Annotated in this window: 13 protein-coding genes; 4 read left to right on the top strand and 9 right to left on the bottom strand. The window is 70.2% G+C overall.

Going from position 1 to position 15576, the window contains the following annotated elements; translation table 11 throughout:
* Positions 1 to 630 precede the first annotated feature (630 nt).
* Positions 631 to 3342, bottom strand: a complete 2712-nt coding sequence (recX, locus tag AB0B45_RS42005; RefSeq protein ID WP_358143090.1) for a recombination regulator RecX — start codon at positions 3340 to 3342, stop codon at positions 631 to 633.
* 19 nt (positions 3343 to 3361) lie between these two features.
* Positions 3362 to 4462, bottom strand: a complete 1101-nt coding sequence (gene recA, locus AB0B45_RS42000; RefSeq protein WP_358143033.1) for a recombinase RecA — start codon at positions 4460 to 4462, stop codon at positions 3362 to 3364.
* Positions 4463 to 4710: 248 nt separating this feature from the next.
* Between recA and AB0B45_RS41995 the strand changes: the two genes are divergently transcribed.
* On the top strand, positions 4711 to 5022 hold the full coding sequence (locus tag AB0B45_RS41995) for a hypothetical protein (protein ID WP_358143031.1): 312 nt from the start codon (positions 4711 to 4713) through the stop codon (positions 5020 to 5022).
* A gap of 19 nt (positions 5023 to 5041) precedes the next feature.
* On the opposite strand, the gene AB0B45_RS41990 is transcribed toward AB0B45_RS41995, so the two are convergent.
* A complete protein-coding gene (locus AB0B45_RS41990; protein ID WP_358143029.1) occupies positions 5042 to 5464 on the bottom strand; it encodes a MarR family transcriptional regulator in 423 nt (140 codons plus the stop codon).
* An 86-nt stretch (positions 5465 to 5550) separates the two neighbouring features.
* Between AB0B45_RS41990 and AB0B45_RS41985 the strand changes: the two genes are divergently transcribed.
* Positions 5551 to 5892 carry a multidrug efflux SMR transporter gene (locus AB0B45_RS41985; protein ID WP_358143027.1) on the top strand — a complete coding sequence of 114 codons (342 nt, stop codon included), beginning with the start codon at positions 5551 to 5553 and terminating at the stop codon, positions 5890 to 5892.
* 12 nt (positions 5893 to 5904) lie between these two features.
* Positions 5905 to 6225 carry a multidrug efflux SMR transporter gene (locus tag AB0B45_RS41980; protein WP_358143025.1) on the top strand — a complete coding sequence of 107 codons (321 nt, stop codon included), beginning with the start codon at positions 5905 to 5907 and terminating at the stop codon, positions 6223 to 6225.
* On the opposite strand, the gene AB0B45_RS41975 is transcribed toward AB0B45_RS41980, so the two are convergent.
* The 4 genes from AB0B45_RS41975 to AB0B45_RS41960 all read right to left on the bottom strand — a co-directional run bounded on the left by AB0B45_RS41975 (position 6203) and on the right by AB0B45_RS41960 (position 9070).
* A complete protein-coding gene (locus AB0B45_RS41975) occupies positions 6203 to 6760 on the bottom strand; it encodes an AAA family ATPase (protein WP_358143023.1) in 558 nt (185 codons plus the stop codon). The two genes, AB0B45_RS41980 and AB0B45_RS41975, sit on opposite strands and share 23 nt — an antisense overlap.
* A 21-nt stretch (positions 6761 to 6781) precedes the next feature.
* Entirely contained in the window at positions 6782 to 6976 is a 195-nt protein-coding gene (locus AB0B45_RS41970) for a DUF3046 domain-containing protein (RefSeq protein WP_358143021.1), read from the bottom strand.
* A 244-nt stretch (positions 6977 to 7220) separates the two neighbouring features.
* The gene (locus AB0B45_RS41965) at positions 7221 to 7709 is read right to left on the bottom strand and encodes a VOC family protein (RefSeq protein WP_358143019.1); all 489 of its coding nucleotides are present in this window, start codon (positions 7707 to 7709) and stop codon (positions 7221 to 7223) included.
* A 41-nt stretch (positions 7710 to 7750) separates the two neighbouring features.
* Positions 7751 to 9070, bottom strand: a complete 1320-nt coding sequence (locus AB0B45_RS41960) for an aminotransferase class I/II-fold pyridoxal phosphate-dependent enzyme (RefSeq protein WP_358143017.1) — start codon at positions 9068 to 9070, stop codon at positions 7751 to 7753.
* Between the two features lie 173 nt (positions 9071 to 9243).
* Here AB0B45_RS41960 and AB0B45_RS41955 point away from each other — a divergent pair, with 173 nt between their 5' ends.
* The gene (locus AB0B45_RS41955) at positions 9244 to 14241 is read left to right on the top strand and encodes an ATP-dependent helicase (RefSeq protein ID WP_358143015.1); all 4998 of its coding nucleotides are present in this window, start codon (positions 9244 to 9246) and stop codon (positions 14239 to 14241) included.
* Between the two features lie 243 nt (positions 14242 to 14484).
* Here the strand turns inward: AB0B45_RS41955 and AB0B45_RS41950 are convergent, their stop codons facing one another.
* Together AB0B45_RS41950 and AB0B45_RS41945 are read right to left on the bottom strand one after the other, a co-directional pair.
* Entirely contained in the window at positions 14485 to 15126 is a 642-nt protein-coding gene (locus tag AB0B45_RS41950) for a hypothetical protein (protein WP_358143013.1), read from the bottom strand.
* A 43-nt stretch (positions 15127 to 15169) separates the two neighbouring features.
* Positions 15170 to 15550 carry a DUF6506 family protein gene (locus tag AB0B45_RS41945; RefSeq protein ID WP_358143088.1) on the bottom strand — a complete coding sequence of 127 codons (381 nt, stop codon included), beginning with the start codon at positions 15548 to 15550 and terminating at the stop codon, positions 15170 to 15172.
* Positions 15551 to 15576: the final 26 nt, after the last annotated feature.

The raw sequence follows: 15576 nt of genomic DNA, 5'->3' as shown, positions 1-15576 counted from the left end.
TATCAAGCCAAGGCGGACCCGGCATCGACTTGGACAGCCGACACCTTGCCGCTCATGGTCAATCGAGCTCGCTCGTCCGTAGTTCACCGGTATGGCAATCCGCACTGCGCGGAGTAACTCCTCACTGCCGTCGAGGTTATGCGTCGAAGAGGTAACGGGCAAGCAAAGACGTGCTGTCAAGCGTGTCCCACTACCGAATCGAGCACATACCGCACGATCTTGCCTGGAATGGCCGACATGCCGTCATTTACCCAGCTAATCCGCATCTGACGCGCGCCAGGAGCCCTGATCTCAGCAGCTCTTACCGGCTCATTACCCGCCCGCCACACCTGTCCGAATCCGGCCTGCGTACGCGCCGATTCGGCCATCATCCAGCCCGATCATTTCGGACAACCTGCGACCTTCCTCACCGGCCCGCGCAGCACCGAGGTGGATCATGCGGAGCCCACCCTCGACCGCCCCTTCTTCGGCCGTAACCCTCCACATCACCCCATCCGGCAACCAATCGCCGACCACGCGCACGTCTGCGAACCTTCTCCCGACGACAATGCGTCAACCACGCCCGGCCGACCCCCACCTTGGCCTGGGGCCGTCCTCCATCCTGACCCGTGGAAGTCGTCCCCCACCGTGCTAAGGAAAGTCGTCCTCCTCTACGGCGACGCCCTCGTTCTCCAGCGCCTCGCGGACCACCCGGTAGGCCACTCCGGCCCCGTACCCCTTCCTTGCCAGCATCCCTGCCAGCCGCCGGGTACGAGCCTGCGGATCGAGCCCACGGGTCGAGGCGAGCCTGCGTTCCACCAGCCTGCGTGCCGTCTCGGCCTCCTGGTCGGTGTCGACGCGTTCGACAGCCTCGCTGACGGTGTCGCTGTCCACCCCCCGGTGCCGCAACTCCGCCGCGAGCGCCCGGCGCGCCAGCCCCCGCCCGTGGTGCCGCGAGTCCACCCACGCCTCGGCGAACGCCTCGTCGTTGATCAGCCCCAGCTCGGTGAACCGGTCCAGCACGGCGTCCGCCGCTTCCCTGGGGACGTCGCGCTTCCGCAGCGCCTCGGCGAGCTGCGCTCTCGTCTTCGGCGCCATCGTGAGCAACCTCAGGCAGATGGCACGCGCGACCGACTCAGCGTCCGCCTCGGGACCGGAACCAGCCACGGACCCCTCTTGCGGCCCATCGGCCCATCCCGCCGAACGCGGCCTCCCTGCCCCTCGCCGCGACCCGCCACCGCGCCGCCTACCCTGGCTCCCGCGCCGCCGTTCGTCAGGCTCATCCCCCGACGCACGACTGCCCAGACCTGGGCCGCCTCCCTGCTCGCCGGTACCGCCTCCCGACTCCTGATGCCGCTGACCAGCCTGCTGATCACGCGTGGTGTCCTGGCGCCGTTCTCCAGCCCATTGGCCTCGATCCTGAGGAACGTCGTCCCCTTGGGCTGGGTCCCGAGGGATCTCCTGGTGGTCACGGTCGCGGGAGACGTCCTGTTGGTCTCGGTCCCGAGGGACGTCCTGCTGCCGGTCACCAACTCGTCGGCTTTGGGATCCGTCCTGGTGTCCTTCTCCAGTTTCGCGGTTTCGGGAAACAACCTTCGGCCACCCCACGGAGGCCCCGGATCCGCTCACCCCTCGGGAGCCGGATTTCCCAGAGGAGGCGGAACGCTCGTCACGAGGAGACTGCGCCGGCCATGCGGCATCAGGCGCCGGGTCGGCCGCGTACTCTTCTCTGGCCCACGCGGGTGCCTCGCCCACGGAGTCGAAGCCGTCACGCCCGCGGGAACGGGCAGCGCCCCACCCGCCGGATGACGACGCCCCAGCCTCGGACGAGAAAGTGTCGCCTCGAGTGGATCGGGTCCCTGAACCGCTGTCAGGCCAGCCGGACTCCCGGTTGCGGCGCGAACCCTTGCGGGAGCGCGAAGTCCTGCGGCGCCCCGACGAGCCGTCATCCCCTGAGCCGAGCCCCCGGTTGCGGTGGTCGCCGTCGTCTCCGGACTCCAGCCCCCCGTACGGCCTGCCACCGTCGTCACCTGAGTCCAGCCACTCGTATGAGCGGCTCCCGTCATCACCCGAACCGAGCCCTCCATCGGGAACGGCCCACTCACCCGACGACGAGCGTGTACGGGATCGACGCTTCGGGCGGGACTCCCGCTGCGCGACATCCGGCCACGCGCCCCAGTCGTGCGCTGCCCCTGGGGAGTCGGCCTCATCTGCAGTCCGCCCGGCCTGCCTCTTACGGGACCGACCCGTGGACGACACCTGGTGATCGGGGTCGACCGACGCGCTCGCGTTTCCACGAATGTCGTCCACGGTGCCGGGAGACGGCTCCCGCGAAGACACGCTCCGGGTGCTGTCCCCGCTTCCTGGGGACGGCTCCCGCGGAGACACGGCCCCCTCAACGCCCTGCACGAAAGCGGGCCCCTGCGGGGACGCGGTTTCCTCGTTGTCCTCGGGAAAGGCGATCCCTGCACTGCTCGACTGCGCGAAGTCGAGTCCTTCACCGCTTGGCCGCGCGGAGTCGGCCCCCTCATCCGGCACGCGTGCGGCTGCCTTCTGCGGAGGCTCGTCGTGGGGGCGGTCCTGGTCGGCGGGGAGGTGGTCGACAGGGTCGGCCTTGCCGGTGGGCGACCACGCCGGGCCGGTGCCCGCGAACGGCCAGGCGGGGGCGGGGTCGTCCTCCGGAGCTGGTCTCGCGGTGCGACGCGATCGGGTGGAGCGAGGTGCGGCGAGGTCGGCGACGCCATCGGGGATCTGGCCCCAGGCGCCCGAATGGGAACTGTTCGTATCCCAGGCGTTCGAGTCGGAACCGGTTGTGTCCCAGGCTCCGGAGCTCCATGTCCCGGTACCCGGGCCCCAGCCATCAGACTCCCCGCTCTCGCCCGGGCCCCAGCCGTCGGACTGCTGCCCACGGTCGCCCGGGCCCCAGCCGTCGGACTGTGTGCTGTTCCCCGGGCCCCAGCCGTCGGCATTCCGCGCGCCCCAAGGGTCAGAGTCTTGCGTAGTCCAGCCGTCAGGCGCTCGGACGTCGGCGCCCCATCCGTTGGATCCCTGGTCGCCGGTACTCCAGCCGCCAGAGGAGGGATCGCTGACGGCGGCCTGGTCGCTCCAGGAGCGGTCGGTGGCGTCTCCGTCGTTCCGGGCCTGGTCCGCCGCCGTCGGGGCGTCCTCGGGTCGGGTGATGGCAGCCCCGTCGCCGAGATTCCGGCTGCCCCCGGGGTGAGTGGAAGAGTCCCCGAGGGAGCCGCGTGCAGCCTCGGGGGCGGGGGTGTCGGGACCCTGGCCTTCCCGCGGGAGGGCCGTGGGGTCAGGCGGGGGCGGCTCCGGGGTGGAGCCGGGTGGCCGCTGGTCAGGGTCCGACGACATGCTCATGACTCAAGCCGGATCAGACGTCACCAGGCTTGGGCGCGGAAGCCTTGGAGCCGCGGCCCGAGGTGGCGGGGGCCGGAGGGGCTGCGGGAGCGGCGGCGGCCTCGGCGGGAGCGTCGACGCGCGGGCCCACGCCCAGCTTCTCCTTGATCTTCTTCTCGATCTCGTTGGCCACGTCGGGGTGGTTGCGCAGGAAGTTACGCGCGTTCTCCTTGCCCTGGCCGAGCTGGTCGCCCTCGTAGGTGTACCAGGCGCCCGACTTGCGGACGAAGCCGTGCTCCACGCCCATGTCGATGAGGCCGCCCTCGCGGGAGATGCCCACGCCGTACAGGATGTCGAAGTCGGCGACGCGGAAGGGCGGCGCCATCTTGTTCTTGACGACCTTGACGCGGGTACGGTTGCCGACCGCCTCCGTGCCGTCCTTCAGCGTCTCGATGCGGCGGATGTCGAGGCGAACCGAGGCGTAGAACTTCAGCGCCTTACCACCGGTCGTGGTCTCGGGCGAGCCGAACATGACGCCGATCTTCTCGCGGAGCTGGTTGATGAAGATCGCGGTGGTGCCCGTGTTGTTGAGCGCGCCCGCGACCTTGCGCAGCGCCTGGGACATCAGGCGGGCCTGGAGACCGACGTGGCTGTCGCCCATCTCGCCCTCGATTTCGGCCTTGGGCACCAGGGCCGCGACCGAGTCGATGACGATGATGTCGACGGCGCCCGAGCGGATCAGCATGTCGGTGATCTCGAGCGCCTGCTCACCCGTGTCGGGCTGGGAGACGAGCAGGGCGTCGGTGTCGACGCCGAGCTTCTTGGCGTATTCGGGGTCGAGGGCGTGCTCGGCGTCGATGAACGCCGCGATGCCGCCGGCCCGCTGCGCGTTGGCCACCGCGTGCAGCGCCACCGTGGTCTTACCGCTGGACTCGGGACCGTAGACCTCGACGATGCGGCCCCTGGGGAAGCCGCCGATGCCGAGCGCGACGTCGAGCGCGATCGAACCGGTCGGAGTCACCTCGATGGGAGCCCTGGCGTCATCGCCGAGGCGCATGACGGAGCCCTTGCCGAACTGCCGCTCGATCTGTGCGAGGGCAGTCTCAAGGGCCTTCTCGCGGTCGTTGATAGCCATGGGAACTCCCCGGAGGGTCGTGGTCTGGTCGGTCGAGTGAAAGCTACGCGGTGGGACCGACAATTTTCCGCCGACCCGAGGAAGCCGCGGTTCGGCGCTTCTCATGGTAGCCGAACGGCTGTTCGATCGCGCCCCGAACACGCCAACCGTCCCACGAAGCCCGGCCGACATTCCCTGACAATACGCCGGGCCTGTTGCCATGGCGCTGACCTGGGGAGATCCTGGGAAAAAGGTCGAGAGGCGGCGACGTGACGAGCACGTACACCGGGCAGCGGCGTACCCACCTGGAGGCGCTCGCGGCGTTGCTCCCCGACTGCGGGCTCGTCGGGCGCATGGTCGGCGGGGACGACCCCGTGCTGTGGGTGTGGCACCCGCGCACGGGCCGTCAGACCATCATCTTCGCCACTCCGTCGACGACCGCGTGGGTCTTCCTGTGGTCGCCCGGTGGCCAGGGGCACGCCGACGATCTCGCCGGTACGGCGGAGGCGCTCCACACCTCACTGACCGAAGCCCCTTGGCCCACGACCCCGGAGCCCCTGACCGACGAAGGAGCTCCGTAGCCACCGAACCCGGAGCTCTCTAGCCGACGAACGCCGCCCGCAGGCCCGCCACGGTGGACCCCAGGCCGTCGGCGGCGGCCCGGTCGAGAGCCGCCGTGAGCGTCTCCTCATAGGTGTCGCCGGCCCCCTTCTTCCGTTCCCTGCCGGCCTCGGTGATCACGGTGTAGACACCACGGCGGTCGTTGGCGCACAGGTCGCGACGGGTCAGACCGGCCGCCTCGAGCCGCCCCACCAGGCGGGTGACCGAGCTCTGGTTGAGCCCGAGCAGGTCGGCCAGCTCCTGCATGCGCAGTTCGCCGTCCGTGGCCGTGGACAGATGACACAACGCCCTGTACTCCGACAGACCGAGACCGTGTCGCTGCAACGCGGTCGCCAGCTCGTGCTCCACCCTGGCGTGCAGCCGTACCACCCCGACCCACATGTCGTCGTCGAGCGTCGTCATCTGCTCCTCCTTCTGCGTTGACATCCACTCTATATGTATGCACAGAATATGCATGCACAAGCAAGCAAATGAAGGAGACAGCCCCCATGGCATGGATCTACCTGCTCGTGGCCGCCGTGTTCGAGGTGGTCTTCGCCCTCAGCACCAACGCCACCGAAGGCTTCACCCAGCTCGGCCCCTCGTTGCTCACCATCGCCGCCGCGGCAGGCGGGATCTTCTTCCTCAGCCTGGCGCTCAAGACGCTGGACGTCGGCGTGGGCTACACCGTGTGGACCGGTATCGGCTCCGTCGGCACCGTCGTGTTCGGCACCTTGATCTTCGGCGAGGCGATGACGCTCGGCAAGGCCCTGGCGTTCGTGCTGATCATCGGCGGCGTCCTCGGCCTCAAGCTGGCCGACCGCCTCACCCCCTCCACCACCCCCGCCTGAGGAGTCACCACCATGGCCTGGATCTACCTGTCCATCGCGATCGTCTTCGAGATCGGCTTCGCGCTCGGCACCAACGCCACCCAGGGCTTCACCCGCCTGTGGCCCTCTGTCTTCACCCTGCTGGCCGCCGCGGGCGGCATCTTCACCCTCAGCCTCGCGCTCAAGACCCTCGACGTCGGCGTCGGCTACACCATCTGGACCGGCATCGGCTCGATCGGCACCGTCATCCTCGGCGCTCTCATCTACAAGGAGAAGATCACCGTGCCCAAGCTGGTCTCCTTCGCCGCGATCATCGGCGGCGTCGTCCTGCTCAAGCTCGCCGCAGGTGTCTGAGCACGAAGGCGACCCGTTCCTCCACAGGGACGCGAGGTAGTTCGACCAGCTCGTAGCCGTAATCGAGGTAGGCCGAGGACACGGACGCGTAGGTCCGCTCGGCCTCCTCGCGCGTCTGCTTCCGCTCGGTGTCGTTCTCGTAGATCTCGGGCCACGGGGGGGCGACGAAGACCGTGCGGTGGTAGCGGAACCTCCTGGCCGCGGCGTCGACGTGAGCGGGCACCTGGCGGCCCTCCAGGCGCAGGTAGCCCGCGACGTCGGGCACTCCCCTGTCGAAGACGACCGTCCCCTCCCTGCCCTCGGCGAGGCGGTAGGAGCGCAGTTCCCAGCTCAGCATGAGCTCGGCGAACAGCTCGACGTCCTTCCACGGCAGCGCCGAGCCGCCGATCGCCACCTGGTGCTGGATGATCGCCCGTCCCGCCTCCTCCGAGGCGTGCAGGCCCAGGCGGTCGATCAAGGTGCTCTTGCCCGAGCCTGGACCTCCGGTGAAGACGACGAGCCGCGGGCCTGCCGTACAGCAGGAGCAGGTGTGCACCGTTCCCCCCGAGCGGTCGGGTCAGCGAAGACGGCCGTTGACGTTCTCCACCTGGCACACCGCGCGCCAGACCTCCTTGGCGCTCTCACCCTGCGCGAGGGCCTGCTCGACGGTGCGGCCGCCCAGCGGGGCGAGCACGTAGTCCCTGGCCCACGACTCGGCGTAGGCGTCGCCGAAGTGGGCGCGCATCCGTCTCCAGAACTCCGTCAGGCGCATGCACCCCAGTATGGAACCGGCTCCAGAGTGGGTAGAACCTACCGCATGGCGAAATCCCCCAAAACGGCGCCTAAGCCGTCAGCCACCGCCAGATCACATCGAGAGCGTCGCCGCAGCCTGCTCCTCCAGCAGCGGCTCGCCGTACAGAAGGAGAAGGTCGAACGTGCCGAGCGGCACGGCCACCTGAGACGCGAACCCCGTGAAGGCGCACCGCGTACCCGCAGGGCGTCACGGAGATAGGCGGTTACAACACCCGCGAGCCGTACATCTCTCCCAGATGGTCGGCGAGCAGCTCCAATCGGGCGCCGTCGGGGTCCTTGAAGTAGATGGAGGCGCCGCTCTCGATCTGGTGCGGCACGCCGGCCATCTCCAGCTTGCCGCGCAACCGTTCCCACGTCGCGGGGTCCACGGAGATCGCGATGTGGTGCAGCCCGCCGAGGACTTCCTGGTACGGCCCGAGGTCGAGCCCCGGGAAGTCGAAGAAGGCCAGCAGGTTGCCGTTGCCGATGTCGAAGAAGAAGTGGCTGGAGCCCTTGTAGTCGCGGTTCTCGAAGATCTCGGTGAGGGGGAATTCCAGGAGCTCCTGATAGAAGCGGATCGTTCGCTCCACATCGGAGGAGAGCAGCGCGAAGTGGTGCAGGCCGCGTGCGCTGCTCGATGGACGGTGCGGCAGGAGGTACTCCCGCTTGATGCGCTCGCGGTCAGCCTCGATGGCCGGGTAGTCGATGGTCACGTCGCTCACCTCTCCCGCTCTATGTCCCCGGGATTCCCGTCTCAATCGCGCATGGTGGCGACAATCTCCTTCACGATCTCCATCGTGGTGCCGGGGTGCAGGAAAGCGAAACGGGCGACGGTTTCGCCTTCCCAGCCGGTCGGGGTGACGAATCCGATCTGTCCGGCCAGCAGCCTCTCGGACCACGCGTAGTAGTCCTGAGCCGTCCATCCGGGACGGCGGAAGAGCACGGCGGACAGTTCGGGCTCGCGGATGAGCTCGAGGTGGTCGCTCTCCTTGATCAGCTCGGCGGTCGCCCTCGCCAGGCCGAGCCCGCGCTCGATCGCCTCGGTGTAGGCGTCGGTGCCGTTGACCGCGAGCGAGAACCACAGCGGCAGGCCCCGGGCGCGCCTGGTCAGGTGGTAGGCGTAGTCGGTGGGGTTCCACTCGCCGCCGTCGGTGTGCAGGACGTCCAGATAAGAGGCGTCCTGTGTGTGTACGGCACGCGCCAGGCCGGGGTTGCGGTAGATGAGCGCGGCGCAGTCGAACGGGGCGAACAGCCACTTGTGCGGGTCGACCACGAACGAGTCGGCGTGTTCGATGCCTTCGTAGCGGTGCCGTACGGAAGGGGCGAACAGGCCCGCGCCGCCGTACGCGCCGTCGACGTGGAACCACAGGCCACGCTCGCGCGCCACCTCCGCGACACCCTTGAGGTCGTCGACGATGCCCGCGTTCGTGGTGCCCGAGGTGGCGACGACGCCGATGACGTTCTCCTGGCCTTCGAGCGCCTTCCTCAGCGACTCGCCCGTGAGGCGGTGGTCCTCCGAGGGCACGACGAGCGCCTCGACGCCGATGATGCGCAGGGTGTTGGAGATCGAGGAGTGCGCCTGGTCGCTCACGGCGATCTTCGCGTTCGGCACGTTGGCCGTGTCCCTGGCCACGACCAGGGCGGACAGGTTGGCTGCGCTGCCTCCGGAGACGAAGCAGCCGCCCGCCGTCTCGGGCAGGCCCGCGTAGTCGGCGATGAGGCGCAGGACCTGGTTCTCCGCCGCGATGGCGCCCGAGGCCTCCAGCCAGCTGATGCCCTGCAGCGAGGCGCAGGAGACGACCATGTCGAACAGCAGCGCGGCCTTGGTGGGGGCCGCGGGGATGAAGGACAGGAAGCGGTTGCTGTCGGCGGAGATGACCGCGCGCGAGAGCTGCTGGTCGTAGACGTCCAGCACCTTGGCGGGGTCGGCGCCTTCGGGGGTGATGAGCCCGGCGAGCGCGGCATCCAGCTTGTCCTTCTCGCCCGGGTGGTCGAGGGGGACGGGGTCCAGGGCGAGGCGCTGCCTCATGTAGTCGAAGACCAGGGTGGTGAGGCGCTCGTCGTAGCTATGCACGCATGCAGTATGCGGATAAAAACGAAAAAAAGGGAAATAGCGGGCAATGATCTTTAAAATCTCCTGTCCGGTACGGCCCAGCGGCCGTACATCGGCGAGGCCATCTCGGCGTCGTACCCCTCGCTGACCTCCCCCAATGTGGTTTTGTCGGTGCCGGAAGGCACCATGGTGGGGTGACTGCCCTCGACCACTTCAGCAGGGTGACCCGTGACTGGTTCACCGGGGCCTTCGCGGCGCCCACACCCGCCCAGCTGGGGGCGTGGGAGTCCATCGCGCGCGGCGACAACACGCTGGTCGTCGCGCCCACGGGTTCGGGCAAGACGCTCGCCGCGTTCCTGTGGTCGCTCGACAGGCTCGCCGCCGAGCCGCCCGTCGCCGCCGCCTCGGGCAAGGAGGCGAAGCGGACCTGCAAGGTGCTCTACGTCTCGCCGCTCAAGGCGCTCGCCGTCGACGTGGAGCGCAACCTGCGGGCCCCGCTGGCAGGGCTGAAGCAGACCGCGCGGCGCCTCGGCCTCGCCGTACCCGAGATCTCGGTGGCGATCCGCTCGGGCGACACCTCGGCCGAGGACCGCAGGCGGTTCGCCGCCAAGCCGTCCGACATTCTCATCACGACGCCCGAATCGCTGTTCCTGCTGCTCACCAGCCAGGCCAGGGAGGCGCTGCGCGGCGTGCAGACGGTGATCGTCGACGAGGTGCATGCGGTGGCCGCCACCAAGCGCGGCGCGCATCTCGCGCTCAGCCTGGAACGGCTCGACGCGCTCCTCGACAGGCCCGCCCAGCGCATCGGGCTGTCGGCGACCGTGCGCCCCGTGAGCGAGGTGGCCGCCTTCCTCGGCGGCGCGAGGCCCGCGACCGTGGTCCAGCCGCCCTCCGACAAGCGCATCGAGGTGGAGGTCGTCGTCCCGATCGAGGACATGACGGAGCTCGACGCGCAGCCGGTGTCCGACCCCGACGCGTTCGTGCAGGAGCCCGCGCGCAGGTCGATCTGGCCGCACGTGGAGGACCGGCTGTTCGATCTGATCGAGGCCCACAGCTCCACGATCGTCTTCGCCAACTCGCGCCGGCTGGCCGAGCGCCTGTGCACGCGGCTCAACGAGCTGGCCTACGAACGCCGGCAGGACACGGAACCTATCGACCTGTCGATATGGGAGACCGCGCCCGAAGAGTCCCCTGTCACCCGACCACCGGCGGAGATGATGGCGCAGGCGGGGGCGAGCAAGGGCGCGATCCCCGAGATCGTGCGCGCCCACCACGGCTCGGTGTCCAAGGAGGAACGCGCGCAGATCGAGGAGGCGCTGAAGTCGGGCAGGCTGCCCGCCGTGGTCGCCACCTCCAGCCTGGAGCTGGGCATCGACATGGGCGCCGTCGACCTGGTGGCCTGCGTGGAGGCGCCGCCGAGCGTGGCCAGCGGCCTGCAGCGGATCGGCAGGGCAGGGCACCAGGTGGGCGCGGTGTCCAAGGGCGTGATCTTCCCCAAGTACCGCGGCGACCTGATCCAGACGGCGGTCGTGGCCGAGAGGATGCGCAGCGGTCAGATCGAGGAGATGCGCTATCCGCGCAACCCGCTCGACGTGCTCGCCCAGCAGATCGTGGCGATGACGGCGCTCGACGACTGGACGGTCGAGGAGCTCGAAGAGGTGGTCAAGCGGGCGGCGCCCTACTCCACGCTCCCGAGGAGCGCGCTGGAGGCGACGCTCGACATGCTCGCGGGCCGCTACCCGAGCGAGGAGTTCGCCGAGCTGCGCCCCCGGCTGGTGTGGGACAGGGTGACCGGCGTGCTGCAGGGGCGTCCTGGCGCGCAGCGGCTCGCGGTCACCAACGGCGGCACCATCCCCGACCGAGGGTTGTTCGGCGTCTTCCTGGTCGGTGAGAAGGGCTCCAGGGTCGGCGAGCTCGACGAGGAGATGGTCTACGAGTCGCGGGCCGGCGACGTGTTCGTGCTCGGCGCGACCTCGTGGCGGATCGAGGACATCACGGCCGACAGGGTGCTGGTCTCGCCCGCGCCCGGCCAGCCGGGCAAGCTGCCGTTCTGGCACGGCGACGCCCCAGGTCGGCCCGCCGAGCTGGGCAGGGCCATCGGAGCCTTCCTGCGGGAGCTGTCCGCCTCCGGCACCACCACTTCCGGCCCTACGTCTTCCGGTACGGCTGGCGCCCGCGGCTCGGGGGGCGCGGCGGAGGCGTCCGCGGACGGCGTGTCTCCCCTGGATGGCGTGGTCGAGCGGATGCGGGCGGCAGGGCTCGACGAGTGGGCGGCGGGCAACCTGCTCGCCTACCTGGAGGAACAGCGCGAGGCGACGGGTTACGTGCCCGACGACCGCACCCTGCTGGTCGAGCGCTTCCATGACGAACTGGGCGACTGGCGAGTGGTGATCCACTCCCCGTACGGCGCGCGCGTCCACGCCCCGTGGGCGCTGGCCATCAACCGGCGGCTGCGCGAGCGCTACGGCGTCGACGTGCAGGCCGTCCACTCCGACGACGGCATCGTGCTGCGCATCCCCGACACGCTGGCCGAGCCGCCGAGCGACGTGGCCGCCTTCGACGCCGAGGAGATCGAGCAGATCGTCACCGAGGAGCTGGGCGGTTCTGCGCTGTTCGCCTCGCGCTTCAGGGAGTGCGCGGGGCGGTCGTTGCTGCTGCCCCGCCGTACGCCGGGCAAGCGAACCCCGCTGTGGCAGCAGCGCCAGCGGGCCGCGCACCTGCTCGGGGTCGCGTCGCAGTACGCGAGCTTCCCCGTGGTGCTGGAGACGATGCGCGAGTGCCTGCAGGACGTCTTCGACGTGCCGGGGCTCGTGCGGCTGATGCGTGACATCGCGGCGCGGCGGGTGCGAGTGGTGGAGGTGGAGACCTCGCAGGCCTCGCCGTTCGCGGCGTCGCTGCTGTTCCACTACATCGGCGCGTTCATGTACGAGGGCGACGCCCCGCTGGCCGAGCGGCGGGCGCAGGCGCTCGCGCTCGACACCTCACTGCTGGCGGAGCTGCTCGGCCAGGCCGACCTGCGCGAGCTGCTCGATCCCGACGTGATCGCCGATGCCGAACGGGAGCTGGCCAGGCTCGACAGGCCGCTGCGTGACGCCGAGGATCTCGCCGACCTGCTGCGCTCGCACGGGCCGCTGCTGGCGGCCGATGTGAGCGTGCGCGGCGGGGACCCCGCGTGGCTGTCCGACCTGGAGCGGGCGCGCCGGGCGATCAGCGTGCGGATCGCGGGTGAGGAGCAGTGGGCGGCGATCGAGGACGCGGCCAGGCTGCGTGACGCGCTCGGCGTGCCGCTGCCCGTGGGCGTGCCGCACGCCTTCCTCGAGCCCGTCGCCGACCCGCTCGGCGACCTCGTGGCCAGGCACGCGCGCACCCGCACACCCTTCCACGCCGGTACGGCGGCGGCCAGGTTCGGGCTCGGCGTCGCGGTGGTCACCGACGCGCTGCGCCGTCTGGCCGCGCAGGGGCGGGTGGTCAGCGGCGAGTTCAGGCCCGGCGGACGCGGTGAGGAGTGGTGCGACGCCGGCGTGCTGCGGATGCTCAGACGCAGGTCGCTGGCACGGCTGCGCAAGGAGGTCGAGCCGGTGCCGCCGGAGACGCTCGCGCGGTTCGCGCCGAGCTGGCACGGCATCTCGGGCCGCCCCGCCTCCTCCGGCAGGGGAGGTTCCGCCGGCGGCGGCGCGATCGGCGCGGCCAGGTCGATGGACGCCCTGGTCAACGCCATCGAGCAGCTCCAGGGTGCCGCGGTGCCCGCATCCTCGCTCGAGACGCTGGTGCTGCCCTCGCGGGTGCCCGGCTACCACCCCGCGCTCCTCGACGAGCTCACCTCCTCGGGCGAGGTCATCTGGGCAGGGCAGGGGTCGCTGCCCGGTGGCGACGGCTGGGTGTCGCTCTACTTCGCCGACACCGCCCCGCTGCTGCTCGCCCCACCCGCCGAGATCACCATGACGCCCCTGCACGAGCAGGTCCTCGACGTCCTCGGCGGCGGTGGCGCCTTGTTCTTCCGCGGACTGTCCGACCGGGTGGGGTCGCTCGACGACCTCACGCTGACCGCCGCGCTGTGGGACCTCGTCTGGTCGGGCAGGGTGTCCGGCGACACGCTCGCGCCGCTCAGGGCGACGCTCGGCTCGGGGCGGCCCGCGCACCGGCCCGCGACCACGCGGCGACGGCGGGCGGTGCTGCCTTCGCGAAGCGGGTCTCCGCTGGTCGGCGGCCGGTGGTGGCTGCTGCCCTCGCCGTCGCCGGATACCACGCAGCGGGCGCACGCGCAGGCGGAGGTCCTGCTCGAACGGCACGGCGTGGTGACGCGCGGCGCGGTGATGGCCGAGCGGCTGCCTGGCGGGTTCGCGGCTGTTTACCAGGTGTTGCGGGCATTCGAGGAGAGCGGGCGCTGCCGTCGGGGCTACTTCGTCGAGGGGCTCGGCGGGGCGCAGTTCGCCCTGCCCGGGGCCGTCGACCGGATGCGCGCCCTTTCACCGGACGCCTCCGGCAGGCCCGGCTTCTCCGGCGGGTCCGGAGACGTTGGGCTGGGAGGCGGTGAGCCCGGTGTCTCTGGCGGGTCGGCGTCGTCCGGCGGGCTCGGCTTTCCAGGGGGGTCGGCGTCTTCCGGCGAGGAGGCTGGCGGCATGCCAGGGGTTGCCGGTGGGTCGGGGGTTGCCGGTGGATCCGGGGTTCCCGGTAGGTCGGCGTCTTCCGGGGGGCCGGGGGTCGCCCGTGGGTCCGGGGTCGCCGGTGGGTCGGCGTCTTCCGATGGGTCGGGGGTTGCCGATAGGTCGGGGCCATTCGGCGGCTCGGGTCCTTCGGCTTCGCGCGGGCTCGGTGCGGGGTTGGGGCAGCGCGCGGTGGTGCTGGCGGCGGCCGACCCGGCCAACCCGTACGGCGCAGCGCTCCCCTGGCCCACGCATCCAGGCGACGTCGGGCACAAGCCTGGTCGCAAGGCGGGCGCGCTGGTCGTGCTCGTCGACGGGCATCTGGTGCTGTACGTCGAGAGGGGCGGCAAGACGCTCCTGTCGTTCGCCGACGACGGACGGCTGCAGCCTGCGGTCGACGCGTTGGCGCTGGCCGTACGGGATGGGGCGCTCGGGAAGCTCACGGTGGAGCGGGCCGACGGCGGGTCGATCAACGAGTCGCCGCTGGCGGCGGCGCTGGAGGCGGCCGGTTTCCACCCCACTCCCCGCGGCCTCCGTCTCCGCGCCTGACCCCGACCGACAACCGCTCACATCCCTGGTTCGGTCGGCAACCTCGCGTGCGCATAGTTCGGTCGGCAACCTCGCACGGGCTTGATCTGACCGGCCAATACCGGCACCCCGTCCTGTCATCTGGCCCGAACTCGGACCCGTTCCGATACCGAAGCAGGTTGAGAGGGTCTTCGAACCCCATGACGATCGCGGACTCGCGCAGCAAGGGCATGTCCGCGCGCCCGCGATCGACGCTGGTGAGGGCTACTCGCTCTGCGTGGAATCCGGCCAGTACGGGACCGACTGCTGGGCGGCGGACATGATGGCCGCGCCGTCCAGGTTGACGATGCTCAGCTCGATTCCGCCGACGGGCCACTCCACGCCGAGTTCGAAGCTCTCCTGGGGTGGCAAGGGCCAAAGCCACAGTCCTATGGTGATGACGCTTGCATCTTCGTCACCGCTGCGTATCGACACGCCGCCGAGCTGCCAGGTAAGTCGCGGGCCCGGTGGCGGATCCTGTGGGAGCTGTGTTCTGTCAAAACGCTGCCCGACGGTGGTGGCCTTGGTGCCGTCGGCGAAGCGCACGCCGAACCGCAGCAGGTTGTCCGGTATCCGGCCTGCGCTCACCCCGGTGATCATGTGGGGATACACGGATAGTTGGAGGGCCTGGAAGTCATCGGGGGACAGAGTGTGCCGCCTCATGACGATGTCCACGTTCGTCAGGCAGCCGGTTCTGAACGCCTTGATCGTCGGCAAGGTGATGGCGACATTTGGGTTGCGGGCCAGAACCAGACCGCTGACCATCACCGTGCCCATCTCTTCCGCCGGCGGAGCGTCCCAAGCCGGCAGCCCAGGCTGGGGTGGGCGAGTCGATTCTTCCTGCGCCGAGGGGGGCTCGAAGAACATAACCACACCGTACGTAAACTTCTGTGGTTGCGCGGTCGGCGGATCACGAAGGTGGTCGTATGACGGGGGAACGAACGTCGCAGCCTTTGGTCGCGACGCTCGGCAACGGGCCCGCCGTTCCCGGCCTGGAGAAGATCGCGTGGAGTTGGTCCACCGTCTCGGGCCCGTACCCGACGGCACCCACCGGCACCCGGCCGTCGAGCGCCTCGATCACCCGTGCCGTCCACACCGGCCCGAAGGCTCCGCACAACTCGATCAGTTGTGCGCCTTCGTCGGCGAGCCGCCGCGCGACGGCCGGCGCCTGCTCGGCCGACTGGACGGCGACCAGCCGCGTGCGGCATCCATCGGTGTCTACCGTCGCCCAGTGTCCTTCGGGACTGACTCCGGGCGCCGTGTAGACGAAACCCCAATGCGCGAGCGCCATGTCGATCACTCTCCTCGTATCTGTGC

Origin of the sequence: Nonomuraea sp. NPDC049152 (assembly GCF_040648355.1) — a bacterium.
Classification (GTDB): domain Bacteria; phylum Actinomycetota; class Actinomycetes; order Streptosporangiales; family Streptosporangiaceae; genus Nonomuraea.
The sequence above is the reverse complement of the archived record's forward strand: the minus strand, read 5'-3'. Positions and strand labels throughout refer to the sequence as shown.

Coding starts and splice junctions, on each gene's coding strand:
- AB0B45_RS41980 (WP_358143025.1), top strand. CDS start 5,905: ATGGCCTGGATCTACCTGTCCATCGCGATCGTCTTCGAGATCGGCTTC.
- AB0B45_RS41990 (WP_358143029.1), bottom strand. CDS start 5,464: ATGACGACGCTCGACGACGACATGTGGGTCGGGGTGGTACGGCTGCAC.
- recA (WP_358143033.1), bottom strand. CDS start 4,462: ATGGCTATCAACGACCGCGAGAAGGCCCTTGAGACTGCCCTCGCACAG.
- AB0B45_RS41985 (WP_358143027.1), top strand. CDS start 5,551: ATGGCATGGATCTACCTGCTCGTGGCCGCCGTGTTCGAGGTGGTCTTC.
- AB0B45_RS41945 (WP_358143088.1), bottom strand. CDS start 15,550: ATGGCGCTCGCGCATTGGGGTTTCGTCTACACGGCGCCCGGAGTCAGT.
- recX (WP_358143090.1), bottom strand. CDS start 3,342: ATGTCGTCGGACCCTGACCAGCGGCCACCCGGCTCCACCCCGGAGCCG.
- AB0B45_RS41950 (WP_358143013.1), bottom strand. CDS start 15,126: ATGTTCTTCGAGCCCCCCTCGGCGCAGGAAGAATCGACTCGCCCACCC.
- AB0B45_RS41970 (WP_358143021.1), bottom strand. CDS start 6,976: ATGCGCCTGACGGAGTTCTGGAGACGGATGCGCGCCCACTTCGGCGAC.